General features: G+C 68.2%; 20 protein-coding genes and 1 pseudogene. 15 read left to right on the top strand and 6 right to left on the bottom strand.

Annotated features, from left to right (window positions below):
- Positions 1 to 7 precede the first annotated feature (7 nt).
- The 4 genes from OG390_RS17135 to OG390_RS17120 are packed head-to-tail and all read left to right on the top strand — an operon-like array spanning position 8 to position 1,760.
- Entirely contained in the window at positions 8 to 268 is a 261-nt protein-coding gene (locus OG390_RS17135; protein ID WP_406168862.1) for a hypothetical protein, read from the top strand.
- Positions 268 to 1,257, top strand: a complete 990-nt coding sequence (locus OG390_RS17130; RefSeq protein ID WP_406168860.1) for a glycoside hydrolase family 25 protein — start codon at positions 268 to 270, stop codon at positions 1,255 to 1,257. The genes OG390_RS17135 and OG390_RS17130 overlap by 1 nt, the downstream gene beginning before the upstream one ends.
- 3 nt (positions 1,258 to 1,260) lie before the next feature.
- Positions 1,261 to 1,446, top strand: coding sequence for a hypothetical protein (locus OG390_RS17125; protein ID WP_406168858.1), 186 nt, complete (start codon positions 1,261 to 1,263; stop codon positions 1,444 to 1,446).
- A complete protein-coding gene (locus OG390_RS17120; protein WP_406168857.1) occupies positions 1,443 to 1,760 on the top strand; it encodes a hypothetical protein in 318 nt (105 codons plus the stop codon). The genes OG390_RS17125 and OG390_RS17120 overlap by 4 nt, the downstream gene beginning before the upstream one ends.
- A 94-nt stretch (positions 1,761 to 1,854) precedes the next feature.
- Here OG390_RS17120 and OG390_RS17115 read toward each other — a convergent pair whose 3' ends face one another.
- Together OG390_RS17115 and OG390_RS17110 are read right to left on the bottom strand one after the other, a co-directional pair.
- The gene (locus tag OG390_RS17115) at positions 1,855 to 2,340 is read right to left on the bottom strand and encodes a hypothetical protein (RefSeq protein WP_406168855.1); all 486 of its coding nucleotides are present in this window, start codon (positions 2,338 to 2,340) and stop codon (positions 1,855 to 1,857) included.
- An 8-nt stretch (positions 2,341 to 2,348) separates the two neighbouring features.
- Positions 2,349 to 3,854 (bottom strand): helix-turn-helix domain-containing protein, encoded by a 1,506-nt coding sequence (locus OG390_RS17110; protein WP_406168853.1) that lies wholly within the window; start codon positions 3,852 to 3,854, stop codon positions 2,349 to 2,351.
- A 167-nt stretch (positions 3,855 to 4,021) separates the two neighbouring features.
- On the opposite strand from OG390_RS17110, the gene OG390_RS17105 reads away from it, so the two are divergent.
- From OG390_RS17105 to OG390_RS17085, 5 genes are all read left to right on the top strand, one after another.
- Positions 4,022 to 4,216: a hypothetical protein gene (locus tag OG390_RS17105; RefSeq protein WP_406168851.1), complete on the top strand. Its 195-nt coding sequence runs from the start codon at positions 4,022 to 4,024 to the stop codon at positions 4,214 to 4,216.
- Entirely contained in the window at positions 4,213 to 4,590 is a 378-nt protein-coding gene (locus OG390_RS17100) for a DUF6415 family natural product biosynthesis protein (RefSeq protein ID WP_406168850.1), read from the top strand. The genes OG390_RS17105 and OG390_RS17100 overlap by 4 nt, the downstream gene beginning before the upstream one ends.
- Before the next feature lie 268 nt (positions 4,591 to 4,858).
- Entirely contained in the window at positions 4,859 to 5,101 is a 243-nt protein-coding gene (locus OG390_RS17095) for a DUF397 domain-containing protein (protein WP_406168849.1), read from the top strand.
- A 69-nt stretch (positions 5,102 to 5,170) separates the two neighbouring features.
- On the top strand, positions 5,171 to 5,695 hold the full coding sequence (locus OG390_RS17090) for a hypothetical protein (protein WP_406168847.1): 525 nt from the start codon (positions 5,171 to 5,173) through the stop codon (positions 5,693 to 5,695).
- A 9-nt stretch (positions 5,696 to 5,704) separates the two neighbouring features.
- Entirely contained in the window at positions 5,705 to 6,604 is a 900-nt protein-coding gene (locus OG390_RS17085) for a JmjC domain-containing protein (protein WP_406168845.1), read from the top strand.
- A 64-nt stretch (positions 6,605 to 6,668) separates the two neighbouring features.
- Here OG390_RS17085 and OG390_RS17080 read toward each other — a convergent pair whose 3' ends face one another.
- Complete coding sequence (locus OG390_RS17080) at positions 6,669 to 6,899, bottom strand: helix-turn-helix domain-containing protein (RefSeq protein ID WP_406168843.1); 231 nt, start codon at positions 6,897 to 6,899, stop codon at positions 6,669 to 6,671.
- A gap of 266 nt (positions 6,900 to 7,165) precedes the next feature.
- Here OG390_RS17080 and OG390_RS17075 point away from each other — a divergent pair.
- The 4 genes and pseudogenes from OG390_RS17075 to holA form a co-directional block, all read left to right on the top strand.
- Positions 7,166 to 7,378, top strand: a pseudogene (locus tag OG390_RS17075) (hypothetical protein); the annotation flags it as partial.
- A 4-nt stretch (positions 7,379 to 7,382) separates the two neighbouring features.
- On the top strand, positions 7,383 to 8,216 hold the full coding sequence (locus OG390_RS17070) for an arylamine N-acetyltransferase (RefSeq protein WP_406168842.1): 834 nt from the start codon (positions 7,383 to 7,385) through the stop codon (positions 8,214 to 8,216).
- 239 nt (positions 8,217 to 8,455) lie between these two features.
- Positions 8,456 to 8,701: a hypothetical protein gene (locus OG390_RS17065; RefSeq protein WP_406168840.1), complete on the top strand. Its 246-nt coding sequence runs from the start codon at positions 8,456 to 8,458 to the stop codon at positions 8,699 to 8,701.
- Between the two features lie 67 nt (positions 8,702 to 8,768).
- The gene (holA, locus tag OG390_RS17060; RefSeq protein WP_406168838.1) at positions 8,769 to 9,755 is read left to right on the top strand and encodes a DNA polymerase III subunit delta; all 987 of its coding nucleotides are present in this window, start codon (positions 8,769 to 8,771) and stop codon (positions 9,753 to 9,755) included.
- Positions 9,756 to 10,163: 408 nt separating this feature from the next.
- Here holA and rpsT read toward each other — a convergent pair whose 3' ends face one another.
- On the bottom strand, positions 10,164 to 10,430 hold the full coding sequence (rpsT, locus tag OG390_RS17055) for a 30S ribosomal protein S20 (RefSeq protein WP_028802556.1): 267 nt from the start codon (positions 10,428 to 10,430) through the stop codon (positions 10,164 to 10,166).
- Between the two features lie 282 nt (positions 10,431 to 10,712).
- Between rpsT and lepA the strand changes: the two genes are divergently transcribed.
- Both lepA and OG390_RS17045 read left to right on the top strand, forming a co-directional pair.
- On the top strand, positions 10,713 to 12,581 hold the full coding sequence (lepA, locus tag OG390_RS17050; protein WP_406168836.1) for a translation elongation factor 4: 1,869 nt from the start codon (positions 10,713 to 10,715) through the stop codon (positions 12,579 to 12,581).
- 317 nt (positions 12,582 to 12,898) lie between these two features.
- Entirely contained in the window at positions 12,899 to 14,812 is a 1,914-nt protein-coding gene (locus tag OG390_RS17045; protein ID WP_406168834.1) for an AMP-dependent synthetase/ligase, read from the top strand.
- 49 nt (positions 14,813 to 14,861) lie between these two features.
- Here the strand turns inward: OG390_RS17045 and OG390_RS17040 are convergent, their stop codons facing one another.
- Positions 14,862 to 15,446: a response regulator gene (locus OG390_RS17040; protein WP_406168832.1), complete on the bottom strand. Its 585-nt coding sequence runs from the start codon at positions 15,444 to 15,446 to the stop codon at positions 14,862 to 14,864.
- 13 nt (positions 15,447 to 15,459) lie between these two features.
- The gene (locus tag OG390_RS17035; protein ID WP_406168830.1) at positions 15,460 to 19,611 is read right to left on the bottom strand and encodes a HAMP domain-containing protein; all 4,152 of its coding nucleotides are present in this window, start codon (positions 19,609 to 19,611) and stop codon (positions 15,460 to 15,462) included.
- Positions 19,612 to 19,678: the final 67 nt, after the last annotated feature.

Here is a 19,678-nt window from a genome sequence, read left to right as displayed (position 1 = left end):
TCTCGCCATGCCCCAGCCCAGCGTGGGCCGGATCGTCCACTACGTCAGCTACGGGACGCCCGGCGGCGAATACACCTCGCAGTGCCGGGCCGCCATCATCACCGCGGTGGAGCCCTCGGAGGGTGAGGGCACCCTGGCCAACATGAATGGCGAGGAGCGGGTATCTCTCGCCGTCCTCAACCCCACGGGGATGTTCTTCAACCAGGGCTGCCGCCACTCCGAGGGCGCGCAGACCGGTGGCACCTGGCACTGGCCGGAGCGTGTGTGATGGCCACCTGCCGAGGCGTCGACGTCTCCGCCTACCAGGCCGTCCAGGACTGGGGGGCGCGCAAGCGTGAGGGCGTCGTCTTCGCCTTCGCCAAGGCCTCCGAGGGCCAGCACTCCCGCGACTCCCGGTTCGCCACCCACATCACCGGCATCATCGCTGCCGGTTTGATCCCCGGCAGCTACCACTTCGCGTGGCCCAACCAGGACGTCGGCGCGGAAGCCACCAACTACATCGGCGCCGTACGGCAGTACGCCCACGCCCACGACTACGTGCACTGGCTCGACCTGGAGCGCTACTCCGACGGCCGCAACTACGCGGGCCGCAGCTCCGCGCAGATCCTGGCCTGGGTGAAGCAGTGGATCGCCATCGTCCAGGACGCCTTCCCCGGCCAAAGGGTGGGCGTGTACACCAGCGCGGATGACATCGCCAAGGGGCACGTCCCCGCCGGGGTGCCGATCTGGTACCCGGCATACCCGGGCACGCGTGTCGACACCTACACGGAGGCCGAAGCGGCTGCCCAGCCCAAGCCGTCCGGACGCTCGCCGCTGATCTGGCAGTTCACCTCATCCCCTGCCAGCGGTCCGCGTATGGACCTCAACATCTGCTATCTGTCCGCCGCCGGGTTGCGTGCCTGGGCGGCCGGAGACATGGAGGACGACGTGGACCTGCGAGACAAGGTCGATCTGACCTACACCGATGACGGCGAGAAGAAACTGCTGTGGGCCGGGCGGCTGATCGACGGCAAGTCCGAGATCTCCGTGAACTACGCGCTCGCGTGCGCCGCGGCGTCGCTGTTCTACGGCAAGGAGCACAAGGCGCTGCTGACGGCGCTGACTGCGAAGGTCGACGCGCAGGCGGTGACGATCGACAAGCTCGTCGATGCGATCACCGCTGGCCCCGGCGCCGACCTCGAAGCGCTGAAGGCCGAGATCCGGCAGGCCATCGAGGGCATCTCGGCCACCGTCCACCTCGACATCCCGGAGAGCTGAGCCGTGAAGATCTCGAAGGTGTGGAAGGCCGTCGTCGCCGCTGCGGCCGCCGGCAGTGCAGCTGCGGCGACGGCGGTGCAGGACGGCACGGTGACGACTGCCGAAACGGTCACCATCGCGCTGGCCGTTCTCGGCGCGTACGGCGTGACGTGGAAGGTGCCGAACCGGGAGCCCAAGGACTCGGTATGACCGCTTCCCCGGACCCGACGACGAACGTCGCAGTCGAGCTTGCTCAGCTACGAGGGGAGATCAACACGGGTCTGGAGTCCATCAAGGGCACCCTGGGCATCCTCGTCGAACGCACCACCCGCACCGACGCCGACGTACGCCAGCTGCGCGCCGACGTGGAAGCCGAGTTCCAGAAGATCCGCGAAGACGAGCTCAAGGCCCTGCGCGCCGAGGTCGAGGCGCTGAAGCAGGGCCGATGGCCGCTCGCACAGATCGGTGCCCTCGTCGGCGTCGGTGCCCTGGTCGCCGCGGTCGTTGCCTTCTTCGTCCACTGATCCGTCTTCACTGTCTACAGATCACCAAGCCCCCGCCGCCTTCGGGCGGTGGGGGCCTTTTCGCGTGCCCAGAGCGGTGTGCGATTCGAGGGCGTCAGCCGCGGGCCGCCCCGTTAGGCCACACGATGTCAACGGGCAGGCCAGCCTCGCGGGCTTCGAGGACCGTGTCAGCAGTGCCGCCGCCCTTGCCTGACGGGGGAGTGCTGTCCCAGACGGCGACCAGTCGGTCGGCACGGCGCAGCACTTCACTGTTGGCGGCCTCGTACGCGGAGCGGTTCGCGGTCTCGAAGTCCAGAACCACGACTTCGGTGGCTGCTTCGATGAGCCGGTCGAAGACGGGCGCATGATCCGGCTTGACCTTCACTTCGCGGTAGTCCCGCGAGGGCAGCACCACGACCAGGTGGCCGCCGACGTCGAGCAGCGCCTCGGCGAACAGTGAGTCGGCGCCGCGCGCGATGCAGGACACCCCGATCAGGGTCTCGTCGGCGTGCTCGGCGAGCAGGTTCCGCAGGGCGCCGCGCACCAGCTCAGTACTCGGCTCGGCTAGGTCCATGTGCCCAGTCACAGCGAAGGTGGTCACGTTGCTCCTCAGCTCGACAACAGGTCGCGGATCCTTGCCCGCGCTTCGCCGACCGTACGCGATGTCGACCGTCCCACCGTGTACGGGTACAGCTGGCCGAGCTGGGTGCGGACCCGGCTGGACTGGGTGATGGCGGCGGCGTCGGCCGCCCGGTGCGTCTGCTCAATCGCCCCTGTCACGTCGCCCATCAGGAAGTGGCACTCCGCCAGCCCGATCAGGTCGAGGGCGTGGCTGCGGCCCGCCTCGGCACCGCGGGTCTCCAGCGCGTCCCGGATGCTGGCCGCGGCGGCCTCCGCATGCTGCTGTGGATCGTCGCGGGCGTCGCGGGCGTCGCGGGCGTCGCGGGCCATGTCGAGCAGGCGCCCGCCGGTGACGCCCGCCAGCTCGGCCTCATCGAAGTACGCGATCCAGTAAGGCTCTTCGCCGGTCTCCGCCTCGGTGAGGGCCTCGGCCGCCTCCCCAGTGGCACGCCGGAAGGCCGCGGCGCGGCCCATGGCCGCATACGCCCAGGCCTCGCGGGTGTGGAGCATGGCGTGCACGCGTGGCCCGGCAGCCTTCCTTGCACCCTTCTGCGCAAGATGCACGAGTTCGAGGGCGTCTTGCGGGCGGTCCCGGTACAGCATCTGCCGGGCCATGCCCGCCAGTACGTTGGCGCCGAACGCGGCGTCGCCACCGGCGTGAGCCGCACGCAGCGCCAGCAGGTAGTAGTTCTGGGCCTGCTTGTGAAGCCCCGAGTCCCAGGCCATCGTTGCGGCCGTGCCGCCGAGGTAGGCCATTACCCGGAACAGGCCCTGCTCGACTCCGGGCGCCTGGTGCTCATCCAGGTGGCTGGCCACCTCGTTGAGCTGCCCTACGACGGCCTTGCGGCGCAGGCCTCCGCCGAAGCGGTGGTCCCAGGCCCGGAAGGCGCGCGCTGTCGCTTCGAGCTCACGCACTTCCCGCAGTCCGATGCGGCCTCGGTGTTGCGCAGGCTCTGCGGCCGGCGCCGGTTGGAGCCAGCCTTCAAGGGAGTCGAGCAGGGCAGCGCCGGACAAGGCGGCGCCGGCGAGGGCGCGCGTTGCCGTACGGCGGTCCATCACGAGGTCGCTCCTGGTCAGGTCTGCGGCCAGGTGCACGGTCGCTGTGGGGCGCCAGGGGGCGTCATCGGATGACCGTGTGGCCGGTGGCATCGGCGGGTCTGGGGCGTCGGGCTGTCTCTCCCATGGCCGGTCGGCGAGCCCCACCATGCGGCCGGGGATCCGCAACCCGTCGGCGATGCGGCAGATCACGTCGAAGCTGGTGACCTGCTGCTGGCCGCTGATGATGGTGGAGACCTTGCCGGGGGTGAGCTGGCAGGCCGAAGCGATCCGGTTCTGGGAAAGTCCGCCCCACTTCTTGATGAGGGTGAAGGCGGCGGCGAAGTCGTGCTCTGCCAGGGCTCGCTTCACGTCGTCCCTGTCGAGGACCTCGCGGGCGAGCGGGCCGGGGGTGGTGGCGTCCATGGGGGCCAACTTCCGGAGAGATCGTAAGCGCATTGGAGCGCCGTACCGAACCAGCAACGAGTGTATTACCGACTCGGTAACACCCGCTGGTCATCCCGGAGTTGCACGTAACCGGCGACCCTCGATGAGTGAGCAGAGCAGACCCCGGCGACCGCGCGAACGGTCCCGGGGCGTGGCCAACGCTGCTGAGGAGCGTCGACATGACGAACGCTACAACCCCGAGAAAGCTCGGGGTCAAGATGACCATCCGCGTGTACTCGGTGAACGGCGACGGCGCGGTCACCGGCGACCGCGGCACCGTGAGCGTCCCCTACGGGCAGCAGCCGCTGCCGCTGGATCATGCGTTCCCGCCGTGCCAGTGCCCGCGGCATCTGAAAGTCGGTGCTGCCCGGTGAACGCCACCCGCCCCGAGACCGAGGCGCTGCCGCTCGATGTCGAGACGATGCGCGACGCAGCGCGCCGTCTGCTCGCGGAGGACGCCGAACTGCCCTCCTTCGACGAGCTTCAGACGCTGACGCTGCGGCTGCGCGGGCACATGATGCTGCTCATCCCCGAGGTCGAGAAGGCGGCAGGACGGCAGCCCAAGGACGACGTCCCCCGGTACTGCGCGCTCGCGTGCATCGGTGAGGCCCGTATGCGGCTCGGTCTCGAAGCAGGCCACGGGCTCCCGGCAGGAATCGCGCATGCCAAGCGACTGTCTCGCGCCGTGAACGCGCTCTGCGATCACTACCAGAACCTGGACGGCCACCCGGGACCGGCAAAGTCGTGAGGGAGATCCTCGCCCTCGTCGTTTACGTGGCGGCCGTATCAGCCCCGGTCCTCGCCCTGGTGCTGGCGAGAACACCGTCCTGACGCACCCCCATGGCGGCCGCAGGGTCAGGGCCGCATCCAAGACCCCCGTCTCACCGGGCTCCGCAAGACCCGGTGAGACGGGCTCCCCGTTCCGCCGGGACCGGAATCCTCGGCGGGGCGGGTCCCACACATGGCGCGGAGACCGCCTCTGCGTCAACGGATCACCAGCTCCATGGAGGTCAGTTATGGGAAGTCCCAATCTGTACGAGCTGCACGCAGTGGCTGACGCGCCTGCCAAGAAGTGGTGCGGTGGCAACCTCGGCGGCGACAACGAGACCTGCGTGACCACCACGCCGCTCGTCGGCCTCGACGCATTCGCCGTGGCCGACTCCAAGCCTGAAGGCGACGGGCGCGAGCTGCGCATGAGCGGCGCGGAGCTCGACACGTTCGCCGTGAACTGGGTCCGCACCCGCGGCCTCGCGCTCTAGTCTGAGCGCTCACCTCACCGCACACCACGGGCCGTCTCCCCTTCGGGGACGGCCCGTTCCGGAGGATGCATGACCACCACCGCTCCCGAGGCGCCCGCCGTCACCAGCCAGACGTGGGCAGGCCACTGGCATGGCTTTGGACCCTGGCTAGGCTCTCCCGACCGCTACGCGCGTGAGGGTAATAGGCGACCGCCCCACCTTGTGCGGCCTGCCGCCGACGCGGACCACGCCACCCGCTACCAGGAGGCCGCCGGCGAGTTCGCCACGTCCAGCCTGCCACCGCTGATGACCGGTCACTGGATGGCCAAGAAAGGGCAGGCCGCAGCCGACCGCACGTGGACGGACGTCACCGACGCTGTCGAGTGGCTGAAGCGGCACTACACCGACCAGCCGCCGTTCGAGCGGTCGGATGGGTTACAGGCGTACGTCGGCCTGGACGGGAAGCTCGGGTACGCGTTCGATGTCCTCCCTCGGGGGGTGGACGTCTCCTGGGTTCACTACACCCAGTCGCGGAGCCTGCTGTCGATGTCCGTCGTGTGCTGCCCGAACCTCTTCCACCCGGACCTTCCGTGTCCGCTGCTCCCTCGCCGATGAGGAGATCAGATGTCGCTGCGTTTACTGCTGCCCCCGCAGGGGGTGGCTGACCTTCTGGCCGACTGGCCGTCCGAGCCGCGCGTGTACGAGCGCGGCGCCACGGCACTGGACAGTCTCGTCACCGTCCGTTCCTTGCACGACTGGATCGACACCGGGTGCGTCCCGGCCGCCGAGGTGGCGGTCATGAAGGCCGGGCCGTCCGACCGGGAAGCCTTCAAGACCGGTGGGCGCACCGACCCGGTCAAGCTGCGCAACCTGTACGAGCGCGGCTACACGATCCGGCTGGGCAACCTCCAGCGTGTGATCCCGGCTTTCGCGAGCATGTCTGAGGCCATCCAGCGGGAGACCGGCGGCTACAGCAACTACGCCCATGCCTTCCTCACGCCAGCGGGGCAGCAGGGGCTGCTGCACCACTGGGATCAGCAGATGGCGCTCATCGTGCAGATCGCCGGGGCCAAGCGGTGGGAGCTGTGGAAGCCCGTGTACGAGGCGCCCATGCGTGAGTTCCAGGAGTCGTTCCGGGTCTGGCAGCCCGAGTTCATTCCGGCCTGGGAGGCTGCCGGGCCGGACCTGACGGTCGACCTCGTGGCGGGGCAGACGCTGTTGCTGCCTCGGGGCTGGGTGCACAACCCGCACGCGCTGGACAGCGGTTCGGACAGCATTCATCTCACCTTCGCGATCCGGGAACGCACTGCGCTGTGGCTCGCCGAGAAGCTGGTGGCGCGTGCGATCGAGGAGCGGGAATTCCGGCGCGTCATCCTGCCCAGGGACTTGGAGGGGGCTGTGCTCGCCGACCGGCTGGGCGAGACTGCGCGGGCGCTCGCCGAGTTCTTCGGCGGCATGGACATGGAAGAGATGGCCGGTCGGGTCCGTGACGCGGCCGTGACGGAGCTGGAGTACACCACCTGAGCTCCCCTCCATGCAGCCCCGTCTGTCCGCTTCCCCCGTGGCGGATGGGCGGGGCCTTGCCGTGTCAGTCCACGAGGACGGAGACGCGGGTGTCAAGGACTGCGGCGATCCTCAGCAGGTGGCCATACCGGGGGTCCGACTCGCCGGCCTCGATGCGCTGAAGCGTGCGCCGGTCGATGCCGGTGATCTCTGCGAAAGCCTCTTGCGTGTAGTTGGCGTGGAGGCGTAACTCTCGGATGCGATCGCCCAGCTCGCGACGCCGTTCGGTGATCCATTCAGGAAGGTCGCGAGGCACTCGACAAACTTGGGATCTACATGTTCATATGTCAGCGACAGCCGTGACGCATTATTTGATCATGGTTCAGGGGTGAGCGTACCCCCACCTGAACGCCCGCCCCGTCGGAGGTCCGCAAGCCTCTGGCGGGGCGGGTTTTTGCGCGCCGGGTGTTCACTGCCCCACCCTGAGCAGCCCCGCCCGACGTCTGCGTGGTAGGGGGCGTCACTGCGCATCCGCAGACTGTCTTGGTGGTGCATCAAAATGCTCAGGGACTAAGGCAGTTCCACGGCTCGGCCTACCAGGACCCGGACCTCATACGCAGGGTGTCTCCGCGGCTCGCGCTGATCTCGTGCGGCAAGGACAACCCCTACGGGCATCCCGCGCCGAGCACCGTCGCGGCGCTGCGGGCCGGAGGTGCGGTGGTGCTGCGCACGGACGAGGACGGGGCGCTGGCCGTCGTCGGTGCGGGCGGAGGGTTGAGTGTGGCGAGAGACTGAACTCATGAATTCCGCACAGGCCGACGCCTACCTCCGCCGGATCGGAGCCCAGCACCCCGCGTGGCCCACGTCCGATGTGCTCCGGGACCTACAACTGCGCCATCTGCAGACGGTGCCGTTCGAGAATCTGTCGATCCACCTCGGTGAGGAGATCGTGCTGGAGGAGAACAGCCTGATGGACAAGCTGGTGGGCGCTCGCAGGGGTGGGTTCTGCTACGAACTGAACGGTGCGTTCGGGGCGTTGCTGGGGGCGCTGGGCTACGACGTGACGCTGCTCGCGGCGCGGGTGTACGGCGAGGAGGGGCGGCTGGGGATTCCGTACGACCACCTCGCGCTGCGGGTGCGGACGGTGGACGGGGGCGACTGGCTGGCCGACGTCGGGTTCGGGGCACACAGCCACTACCCGCTGGCTTTCGGGGAGAGGGGGGAACAGGAGGATCCGGGCGGCACGTTCCGGGTCGTCGAGTCGGGGCCGGACGCTGCGGGGGTTCGCGGTGTCGGCGGTTCGCGCGAGGGCGAGGACCTCGACGTCATCCGGAACGGCAAGGCGCAGTACCGCCTGGAGGTGCGGCCGCGGGTGCTGCGGGACTTCGTCACGGGGGTCTGGTGGCACAGCACGTCGCCGGTGTCGCATTTCGGGCGGTCGCTGGTCTGTTCGCGGGTCACGAAGGACGGAGGGCGGATCACGCTCAGCGGGCGGAGCTTCACGGTGACGACGGCCGACGGGACGAAGGAGGTATCGGAACTGGCCACGGACGAGGAGGTGCTGGCCCTGTATCGGGAGCGCTTCGGGATCGAGTTGAGCGAGGTTCCGGAGGTGAGGAAGGCGCGGGAGTGAGGAGTGAGGCGGGCGGGAGCGGCAAGGGCACGGCAAGCGCGTCGGCGTCGGGAGGCGCACCGACTGCGAGAGGAGTGGGAGGAGTGGGAGGAGTGGGAGGAGCGGCGGGTGCGGGAGGAGCGGCGGGTGCGGGAGGCAGGGCGGGTGGGGGAGGCCCGGGCTGACCTGGCGTTCTGGCGTGGCTGCCGTGAGGGCCGACCCCGTCGTCGGGGCTGCTGGGAGTATCGGAAAATGTTCATGTGAGTGATGTGAGACATGTGCTGGTGCTGCCCGACCGCGATGCCGCGGAAGAGGCGGCGGAGGCGCTCGGTGACCGGTTCGGGCTCGATGAGGAGCCGCAGCTCGTGCGGGACGCGCTGGCCGGTGAGGACGATGCCGAGGACGCGCAGTGGCTGGTGGTCCTGACGGACCCCGGGGAGCGGCTCGACCCGAAGGAACTGGACGAGTTCGCGGGGGAGTGGGACGGCTGGCGCGAGGAACCGTAGCGCTCCGCCTGGGGGAGGGCGGCCCGACCGGTCCGCGTTGTCAGTGCCGCATGGGATGCTTTCGGTGATGGCCAGGAAGACTGCACATGACGACCCTCTCGCCCCCGTCACGCTTGCCGTGGGCCAGGAGGACCTCCTGCTCGACCGTGCCGTGAGGGAGGTGGTGGCCGCCGCCAGGGCCGCCGACGCCGACACGGATGTACGGGACCTCACCCCGGATCAGTTGCAGCCCGGCACGCTTGCCGAGCTGACGAGTCCGTCGCTCTTCTCCGAGCGCAAGGTCGTGGTCGTACGCAACGCGCAGGATCTGTCGGCCGACACCATCAAGGACGTGAAGGCGTATCTGGAGGCGCCGGCCGAGGAGATCACTCTTGTGCTGCTGCACGCGGGTGCCGCCAAGGGCAAGGGACTGCTCGATGCCGCGCGCAAAGTGGGGGCGCGGGAGGTGGCGTGCCCCAAGATGACGAAGCCGGCGGATCGGCTGGCGTTTGTCAGGGGGGAGTTCCGGGCGCTGGGGAGGTCTGCCACGCCGGAGGCCTGTCAGGCGCTCGTCGATTCCATCGGGAGTGATCTGCGGGAGCTGGCTTCCGCAGTGTCTCAGCTGACCGCCGATGTCGAGGGGACGATCGACGAGGCCATCGTCGGGCGGTATTACACGGGGCGGGCCGAGGCGTCGAGCTTCACGGTTGCTGATCGGGCTGTGGAGGGGCGGGCCGCGGAGGCGTTGGAGGCATTGCGGTGGTCTCTGTCCACCGGGGTTGCCCCCGTGATGATCACGAGTGCGTTGGCGCAAGGGGTGCGGGCCATCGGCAAGCTGTCCTCCGCCCGTGGGGGGCGTCCTGCCGACCTTGCGCGTGAGCTCGGGATGCCGCCGTGGAAGATTGATCGGGTCCGGCAGCAGATGCGGGGGTGGACTCCTGACGGGGTGGCCGTTGCGTTGCGGGCCGTCGCGGAGGCCGATGCCGGCGTCAAGGGTGGCGGGGACGACCCCGAGTACGCGCTGGAGAAGGCGGTAGTTGTTATTGCTCGGGCGGCTCGGTCTCGTCGGGGTTAGGTTCCCGGCGGTCGCGTCGGCCGAGGGTTTGCGCCCCCTCCGCCCCTGCCCATCCCTGAGCTCTCGGCTTCGCTTCGAGCAGGGGGATCACCCGCATCGTCACCGGGGGACTCCGCCTCCCCAGACCCCTTGCAGTGGCGCCATGGGATGCAAAGGTGGTCAAAGCTGGATACAGCAATGCCCCCGAAGTGGGTCCGGGGGCACTGTACGCGGCGTGGCGACCACGATGTCTGTCCGTGAGTCGAGGTAGAGGGCTCGACGTGTCCTCACGGTGGATGGAACGTTCCCCAGGCTTGCGAGCGCAGGCCGCGCACGGGTCCGGGGGTGCCGGTCAGGAGCGGGTGAGAAGGCCCGCTTGGTCCTTTCCGGTGGTCAAGTCAGGGGTGAGCCCAGCAGGGCCCAGCCGACTCAGCCCTTGAGGGAAGCGACCTTCGAAGCAAGCGCCGACTTCTTGTTGGCGGCCTGGTTCTTGTGGATGACGCCCTTCGAGACAGCCTTGTCGAGCTGGCGCGACGCGGCGCGCGTGTACTCGGTGGCCTTCTCGACGTCACCCGCGGCAGCGGCCTCGCGGGCCTTGCGGATCGCGGTCTTCAGGGAAGACTTGACGGCCTTGTTACGCAGCCGGGCCTTCTCGTTGGTCTTGATCCGCTTGATCTGGGACTTGATGTTCGCCACGAAATGAGCCTTTACAGGTTCAGGCGCGCGAGACAGCACGTCTCACACGCCGTTTTGATTTCCTTGGGGTGTGCCTCCTGCAGAGAGGGCATGAGACACAGCGACCCAGGCTACCAGCCGTCGTACGACCGGCCCAAACCAGTCGTCGACCGGTCGCTCCCGCGGCCCGAAGCCGCCGGCTCATGCGGCCCATAACGGTCGCACCTCCCCACCCGTGGGACCATGGAGCCTACGTATCGATCCGACCCGAGGCGACAGGCGCCTCAAGAGACAGGACCCTGCGTGCCCGCGACCCCTAACAATGTGCCCGAGCCGAGCCGTACCGCCCCGGCTCTGATCCGCAATTTCTGCATCATCGCGCACATCGACCACGGCAAGTCCACGCTCGCCGACCGCATGCTCCAGCTGACCGGGGTGGTCGAGCAGCGGCAGATGCGTGCCCAGTACCTCGACCGCATGGACATCGAGCGCGAGCGTGGCATCACGATCAAGTCCCAGGCGGTCCGTCTGCCCTGGGCGCCGACAGAGGACCCGGGCAACACCCACATCCTCAACATGATCGACACCCCTGGGCACGTGGACTTCACGTATGAGGTGTCGCGGTCCCTGGCGGCCTGCGAGGGCACGGTCCTGCTCGTTGACGCCGCCCAGGGGATCGAGGCCCAGACCCTCGCCAATCTCTACCTGGCGATGGAGAACGACCTCAAGATCATCCCCGTACTCAACAAGATCGATCTGCCGGCCGCCCAGCCGGAGAAGTTCTCCGAGGAGCTCGCCAACCTCATCGGGTGCGACCCCGAGGACGTTCTCAAGGTCTCCGCCAAGACCGGGCTCGGCGTCGAGGCGCTGCTGGACAAGGTCGTCGCCGAGATCCCGGCACCCGTCGGCGTCGCCGACGCGCCCGCCCGCGCGATGATCTTCGACTCTGTGTACGACTCCTACCGGGGTGTCGTGACGTACGTACGAGTCATCGACGGGCAGCTCAACAAGCGTGAGCGGATCCGGATGATGTCCACGGGGGCCACGCACGAGCTCCTGGAGATCGGGACCAACTCGCCGGAGATGCTTCCGGCCGACGGGCTCGGGGTCGGCGAGGTCGGATACCTGATCACTGGCGTGAAGGATGTCCGCCAGTCCAAGGTCGGTGACACCATCACCACCCTGCACAAGGGCGCGACCGAGGCGCTCGGCGGGTACAAGGACCCCAAGCCCATGGTCTTCTCCGGGCTGTATCCGCTGGACGGGTCCGACTACCCCGAGCTGCGCGACGCCCTCGACAAGCTGCAGCTCAACGACGCCGCGCTCGTCTATGAGCCGGAGACCTCCGCCGCTCTCGGCTTCGGTTTCCGTGTCGGCTTCCTGGGGCTGCTGCACCTGGACGTCATTCGTGAGCGTCTGGAGCGTGAGTTCGGACTCGATCTCATCGCCACCGCACCGAACGTCGTGTACCGCGTGGTCATGGAGGACGGCACCGAGCACACGGTCACCAATCCGAGCGAGTTCCCGGAGGGGAAGATCGGTGAGGTGTACGAGCCCGTCGTACGCGCCACGATCCTCGCGCCCTCCGAGTTCATCGGCTCGATCATGGAGCTGTGCCAGACCCGGCGCGGCACCCTGCTCGGCATGGACTACCTGTCCGAGGACCGGGTCGAGATCCGCTACACGCTGCCGCTCGCCGAGATCGTCTTCGACTTCTTCGATCAGTTGAAGTCCAAGACCCGTGGCTATGCCTCGCTCGACTACGAGCCCACCGGCGAGCAGACCTCCAGCCTGGTCAAGGTCGACATCCTGCTGCATGGCGACAAGGTGGACGCCTTCTCGGCGATCACGCACAAGGATCAGGCGTACGCGTACGGTGTGCGGCTCGTCGCCAAGCTGCGCGAGCTCATCCCTCGGCAGGCCTTCGAGGTGCCCATCCAGGCGGCCATCGGCTCCCGGGTCATCGCCCGCGAGACCATCCGCGCCATCCGCAAGGACGTCCTCGCCAAGTGCTACGGCGGTGACATCTCCCGTAAGCGGAAGCTGCTGGAGAAGCAGAAGGAGGGCAAGAAGCGGATGAAGATGGTGGGGTCTGTGGAGGTTCCGCAAGAGGCCTTCATCGCCGTGCTGTCCAGTGACGACAGCGGGGGCTCGGCCAAGGGTAAGAAGTAGCTACTTGTTCCTCGGGAACAGTCGTCTGTTACCCCCGGAAACTCGGGCACAATGCGGGCTCGTCGCGCCTCGGCGCGGCGAGCCCGTACGCGTGCGTAGGGTTGCTCTCTGTAGGAAGTGACAGGCCGCCGCCTCTTACGCACCGGCCGGACGCGCTTTACTCTGATCTCTGCTCGATGGTTACTCGCGAGTTAAACAACAGCCGCAACCAGCCAGCACGCACAGCAGTAGTCGGCAGCCAAGAGACAGCAGTTGGCAGCAGCCAACACAGTCGGTCGAGCCAGACGCACGCACTGTCGCGGGCCCCGGAGGATGTCGTGAGCGACACACAGACCCTGATCGAGAACCGTCCGCCGTCCGTGGCGGCCCTCTTCCTGGAGCGCGTGGCGGCCACACCGGACGCCGAGGCCTATCGCTACCCGGTGCCACCCTCCCCCAAGCCCTCGGCTTCGCTCGAGCAGGGAGGTGCCCCCACGGGCGAGGGCCCGGACGAGTGGAAGTCGCTGAGCTGGGCGCAGGCCGCCGAGCGGGTCTTCGCCATCGCGGCCGGTCTGATCGAACTGGGTGTGCGGCCGGAGCAGCGCGTCGCGCTCGCCTCGTCCACCCGGGTCGAGTGGATCCTGGCCGACCTCGGCATCCTGTGCGCGGGCGCGGCCACGACGACCGTGTACCCGCAGACCAACGCCGAGGAGTCGGCGTTCATCCTCTCCGACTCCGAGAGCAAGGTGCTCATCGCGGAGGACGCGGCCCAGCTCGCCAAGGCCCGGGAGAAGCGCGCCGAGCTGCCCGAGCTGACCCACGTGGTCGTCATCGACCCGGCGGGCGTCGAGACCGGCGACTGGGTGCTCACGCTCGCCGAGCTGGAGACGCGCGGTGCCGCCTACCTGGAGAAGAACCCCGATGTGATCAAGGAGAAGGTCGGCGCGATCACCGCCGAGCAGCTCGCGACCCTCATCTACACCTCCGGAACCACGGGTCGTCCCAAGGGCGTCCGCCTCCCGCACGACAACTGGTCGTACATGGCGAAGGCCATTGCCGCGACCGGGCTGGTCGGCCAGGACGACGTGCAGTACCTGTGGCTGCCGCTCGCACACGTCTTCGGCAAGGTGCTCACGTCCGGTCAGATCGAGGTCGGGCACGTCACCGCGGTCGACGGCCGCGTCGACAAGATCATCGAAAACCTGCCGGTCGTGCAGCCGACGTACATGGCGGCCGTCCCGCGCATCTTCGAGAAGGTCTACAACGGGGTCGCGGCCAAGGCACGAGCCGGCGGCGGCGCCAAGTACAAGATCTTCCAGTGGGCGGCCGAGGTCTCCCGCGAATACGCGAAGGTCAGCCAGGACAACTTCCGCCGTACCGGCACCGCCTCCGTCCCCTTCGGGCTGGGCGCCAAGCACAAGGTCGCGGACGCGCTCGTCTTCGCCAAGATCCGCGAGGCCTTCGGCGGCAACCTGCGCGCCTGCGTCTCCGGCTCCGCCGCGCTCGCGCCCGAGATCGGCTACTTCTTCGCGGGCGCCGGCATCCACATCCTGGAGGGGTACGGCCTCACGGAGTCCTCCGCGGCCTCCTTCGTGAACCCCGGCGAGGCGTACCGCACCGGCACCGTCGGCAAGCCGCTGCCCGGCACCGAGGTGCGCATCGCGGACGACGGCGAGATCCTGCTGCGCGGTCCCGGCATCATGGAGGGCTACCACGGGCTGCCCGAGAAGACCGCCGAGGTCCTGGAGTCGGACGGCTGGTTCCACACGGGCGACATCGGTGAGCTGTCTCCCGACGGCTACCTGCGCATCACCGACCGCAAGAAGGACCTCATCAAGACCTCCGGCGGCAAGTACATCGCGCCCGCCGAGGTCGAGGGCCAGTTCAAGGCCGTCTGCCCGTACGTCTCCAACATCCTCGTGCACGGCGCCGACCGGAACTTCTGCACCGCGCTCATCGCCCTCGACGAGCCGTCCATCCTGGACTGGGCGAAGGGGAACGGCCTGGAGGGCAAGTCGTACGCCGATGTCGTCGCCGCGCCCGCCACCGTCGCCCTCGTCGAGGGCTACGTCAAGGAACTCAACGAGGGCCTCCAGCGCTGGCAGACCGTCAAGAAGTTCCGCCTCCTGCCGCGCGACCTCGACGTCGAACACGGCGAGATCACGCCCAGCCTGAAGCTGAAGCGGCCGGTCGTCGAGCGGGAGTACAAGCACCTGATCGACGAGATGTACGCGGGGTCGCGCGAGGCCTGACCTCGAGCGGCGCATGCTGGGCCGGACCTCGAGCGGCGCGGGGGCGGGGCTACAGGCCCCGCCCCCTCCGCATCTCTCTCAACAGCTCCTCCATCTGACGTACCTGATGACGCAGTTCGAAGACGTCCTGGAGGCTGCTGGCAGCCATGTGCGTCTCGATCTTCTTCAGCCGGTTGGCGAGCTCGTCGAACTGCTCCTGTTCGCGTGCGAGCATCCGCTCGAGCTGCTGGTTCTTGCGGTGCAGGTCGAGGAAGACGGTGACCTTGGCGCGCAGGACCCATGGGTCGAAGGGTTTCGTCAGATAGTCGGCGGCGCCGGTCGAATACCCGCGGAAGGCGTAGCCCGCGTCGGCGTCCGTGCCGGTCAGGAAGATGATGGGGACGTCCTTCGTCTGGTCGAGCCGCTTGATGTTCGCGGCGGTCTCGAAGCCGTCCATGCCCGGCATCCGGATGTCGAGCAGGACGACGGCGAACCGCCGCCGCAGCAGGGCCTTCATCGCCTCCTCGCCGGAACGCGCGCGCACCAGTGGTTCGTTGAGGGACCCCAGGACGGCCTCCAGTGCGATCAGGTTGTCCTCCATGTCGTCGACAAGAAGGATGCCGGCGCGCTCGTCGGTCGTTTCCTCAGCGCTCATGATGACTGTTGCCTCACTCAGTCGTCGGTGGAACCGCGGACTCCCCTGATGTGCTCGGTCCCGGTACAACCGCACCGTCCGCGGCGTCCTGCTCCGGCTCGTCCGTGCCCTCCGGGTCGAGGAGGGCGCAGACGACGGTGAGGAGCTGGTCGACGTCCACCGGCTTCGGTACGTAGTCATTGGCGCCCCGTGCGATGGACTTCTCGCGGTCGCCGGGCATCGCCTTCGCGGTCAGCGCGACGATGGGCAGGCCGGTCCAGCGCGGGGTACGGCGGATGGCGGAGATCGTTTCGTAGCCGTCCATCTCCGGCATCATGATGTCCATCAGGACGAGTTCGACATCGGGATTGCGTTCAAGCGTCTCGATGCCCTCGCGGCCGTTCTCCGCGTAGAGGACGGGCATGCCGACACGGCCCAGGACGTGGGTGAGCGCGAAGACGTTGCGGATGTCGTCGTCCACGATCAACACCCGTCGACCCGGCAGGACTTGGCCCGCCCGGCCGGACTTCCATGCCTCCAGTTTGGTGGGTGTCGGCCAGGTGTCGTCGGTGTCGTGCGCGGTGTACGGCTCGCTGGACAGCTGCTCGGGCACGTGCACCTGGCGATCCTCAGGGGCGGGGCCGGTCGCCGTGTGCCCGGGGCTCACGACAGGGACGTACAGCGTGAAGGTGGAGCCCTTGCCGGGCTTGCTCTCGGCGATGATCCGGCCGCCGAGCAGCCCGGCGATCTCCCGGCTGATGGACAGGCCGAGGCCCGTGCCGCCGTATTTGCGGTTGGTGGTGCCGTCGGCCTGCTGGAACGCCTCGAAGATCACCGGGAGTTTCTCCGCGGCGATGCCGATGCCGGTGTCGGTGACCGCGAAGGCGATCACGTCGTCGCTGTTCTCGCGGGTGAAGTTGTGCTCCGGGTCCTTGAGACGGTTGACGCGCAGCTCGACACGACCGGTCGCGGTGAACTTGATCGCGTTGGAGAGCAGGTTGCGCAGGATCTGCTGGAGCCGCTGCTCGTCCGAGTACATCTCCCGCGGTACGTCCTCGCCGACCGTCACCTCGAAGGCGAGCCCCCGGTCCAGAGTGAGCGGGCGGAAGGTCGCATGGACGTAGTCGAGCAGCTTGATGAGGGGGAGCCTCTTGGGGCGTACGTCCATCCGGCCGGCCTCGATCTTCGACAGGTCCAGGATGTCGTTGATCAGCTGGAGGAGGTCGGAGCCGGAGCGGTGGATGGTGGTCGCGAACTGCACCTCCTGGTCGGAGAGATGGCCGTCCGGGTTGTCGGAGAGCAGCCGGGCGAGGATCAGCAGCGAGTTGAGCGGTGTGCGCAGCTCGTGCGACATGTTCGCCAGGAACTCGGACTTGTACTGCGAGCTGGTCGCCAGCAGGGCCGCCTTCTCTTCGAGTTCGGCGTTCGAGCGCTGCAGCTCGGCCTGCTGTGACTGGAGTTCGTCCGAGCGGTCCTGGAGCTGGACGGCCAGCCGCTGGGACTCGCCGAGCAGGGACTCCGTACGGGAGTTGGCGATGATGGTGTTGATGGCGACGCCGATGGTGTTCACGAACTGGTCGAAGAAGGCCAGGTGGACGTCGGAGAAGCGGGAGAAGGAGGCGAGTTCGATGACGCCGAGCAGTTTGTCCTCGAAGAGGATCGGGATGATCACGACGCTCGCCGGGGCCGCCTCGCCGAGCCCGCTGTTGATTTTGATGTAGTCCGGCGGGGCCTCTTCGACGAGGATGCGCTTCTTCTCGCGCGCCGCCTGCCGGACCAGCCCGTGCACCGGCATGCCGCCGGTGTCGACGGTCGCGCCCTGTGCCGAGCCGTACCCGGCGATGAAGGCGAGTCCCTTGGTGGGCACCGCCGTTCGCAGTGACGTGCCGTCCTCTTCCGGGTCGGCCAGGAAGAAGGCGCCGTACTGGGCGTTCACCAGCGGGGTCAGCTCGCGCAGGATCAGGTCGGCGACCTCCATCAGGTCGCGGTGGCCCTGCATCAGCGCGGCGAGGCGGGCGAGGTTCGACTCCAGCCAGTCCTTCGCGCGCGTGGTCTCGCGGAGGTTGGCCACCATCAGGTTGATGTTGTCCTTCAGCTCGGCGACCTCGCCCTGGGTCTCCACCGTGATGGAGCGGGACATGTCGCCCTGGGCCACGGCGGACGCCACTTCGGCGATCGCGCGGACCTGGGTGGTGAGGTTGGAGGCGAGCTCGTTCACGTTCGTCGTCAGGCGCTTCCAGGTGCCGTACACGCCCTCGACCCGGGCCTGGCCGCCGAGTTGGCCCTCGGAGCCCACCTCTCGGGCCACGCGGGTGACCTCGGAGGAGAAGGAGGAGAGGGTGTCGACCATGGTGTTGATGGTCGTCTTCAGTTCGAGGATCTCGCCGCGGGCGTCCACGTCGATCTTCTTCGACAGGTCGCCCTGGGCCACGGCTGTCGCGACCTGCGCGATGTTCCGTACCTGTGAGGTCAGGTTGTCGGCCATGTAGTTGACGTTGTCGGTCAGGTCCCGCCAGACGCCCGACACGCCGAGCACCTGGGCGCGGCCGCCCAGCCGTCCGTCGGTGCCGACCTCGCGGGCGACGCGGGTGACCTCGTCGGCGAAGGCGCGCAACTGCTCCACCATCGTGTTGACGGTGTCCTTCAGCTCCAGGATCTCGCCGCGGGCGTCGACGGTGATCTTCTTCGACAGGTCGCCGTTCGCGACCGCCGTGGTTACCTGGGCGATGTTCCGGACCTGGGACGTCAGGTTCAGGGCCATGAAGTTGACGTTGTCGGTGAGGTCCTTCCATACGCCCGACACACCGCGCACCTGGGCCTGGCCGCCGAGGTTTCCCTCGGTGCCGACTTCGCGGGCGACGCGGGTGACCTCGTCGGCGAAGGCGGAGAGCTGGTCGACCATGGTGTTGATGGTCGACTTGAGCTCCAGGATCTCGCCCTTCGCCTCGACGGTGATCTTCTTGCCGAGGTCGCCCTGCGCCACGGCGGTGGAGACGAGAGCGATATTGCGGACCTGCGACGTCAGGTTGTCCGCCATGAAGTTGACGTTGTCGGTGAGGTCCTTCCATACGCCGCTCACCCCGCGTACTTGCGCCCGGCCGCCGAGGTTTCCCTCGGTGCCGACTTCGCGGGCGACGCGGGTGACCTCGTCGGCGAAGGCGGAGAGCTGGTCGACCATGGTGTTGATGGTCGACTTCAGTTCGAGGATCTCGCCCTGCGCGTCGACCGTGATCTTCTGGCTGAGGTCGCCGTTCGCCACGGCCGTCGTGACCTGGGCGATGTTCCGGACCTGGGACGTCAGGTTCGAGGCCATGAAGTTGACGTTGTCGGTGAGGTCCTTCCAGACCCCGCTCACGCCCCGCACCTGCGCGCGACCGCCCAACTGGCCCTCGGTGCCGACTTCGCGGGCGACCCGGGTGACCTCGTCGGCGAAGGCGGAGAGCTGGTCGACCATGGTGTTCACGGTGAGCTTCAGTTCGAGGAGCTCGCCGGTCGCCTCGACGGTCACCGTACGGGTCAGGTCGCCGCGCGCCACCGCCGTGGTCACCAGGGCGATGTCCCGCACCTGGGCCGTCAGACGGGAGGCCATCGTGTTGACCGCCTCTGTCACATCCCGCCAACTACCCGACAGGCCCGTGACCTTGGCGCGGCCACCGAGCCGCCCCTCGGTGCCGACCTCGCGGGCGACACGGGTGACCTCGCCGGTGAAGAGGGAGAGCTGGTCGACCATCTTGTTGACGGCGCGGCCCAGTCTGCGTAAGTCGCCGCGGAGTTGACGGTTGCCGTCGTGCAGGTCGACCCGCTGGGTCAGGTCGCCGCCGGCCACCGCGTCGAGGACTCGGGTCGCGTTCGCCGCCGGGGCCACCAGGGCGTCGAGCAGTTGGTTCACGTCGTTGACGCGCGCTGTCCAGCCGCCCTGGCCGGGGCTGGCCGAAAGGCGCTCGTCGAGCCGCCCGTGCCGTACCAACTCCCGGCGGACACGCTGCACCTCGGAGTTGAAGTGGGTACTGCGGTCCATGATCTGGTTGAACATCGCGCTGAGGTCGGCCACCGGGCCGTGCCCCGTTTCCGGCACCTTGCTGAAGTCCCCGTCCCGTGCGGCGGTCATCGCGGCGAGCAGCGGACGCAGATCCGATGCTCGAATCTGTCCGTCTTCGAGCACATGCATACCACTGTTCTCACTCATGGCGGCCCACTTCGGTAACTCGGCGCTTATGGGCAGGGCCAGTCTGTCACTCTGTCCGCATCGCCTG

Origin of the sequence: Streptomyces sp. NBC_00996, from assembly GCF_045162675.1 — a bacterium.
In the GTDB taxonomy this organism is placed as follows: domain Bacteria; phylum Actinomycetota; class Actinomycetes; order Streptomycetales; family Streptomycetaceae; genus Streptomyces.
The sequence above is the reverse complement of the archived record's forward strand: the minus strand, read 5'-3'. Positions and strand labels throughout refer to the sequence as shown.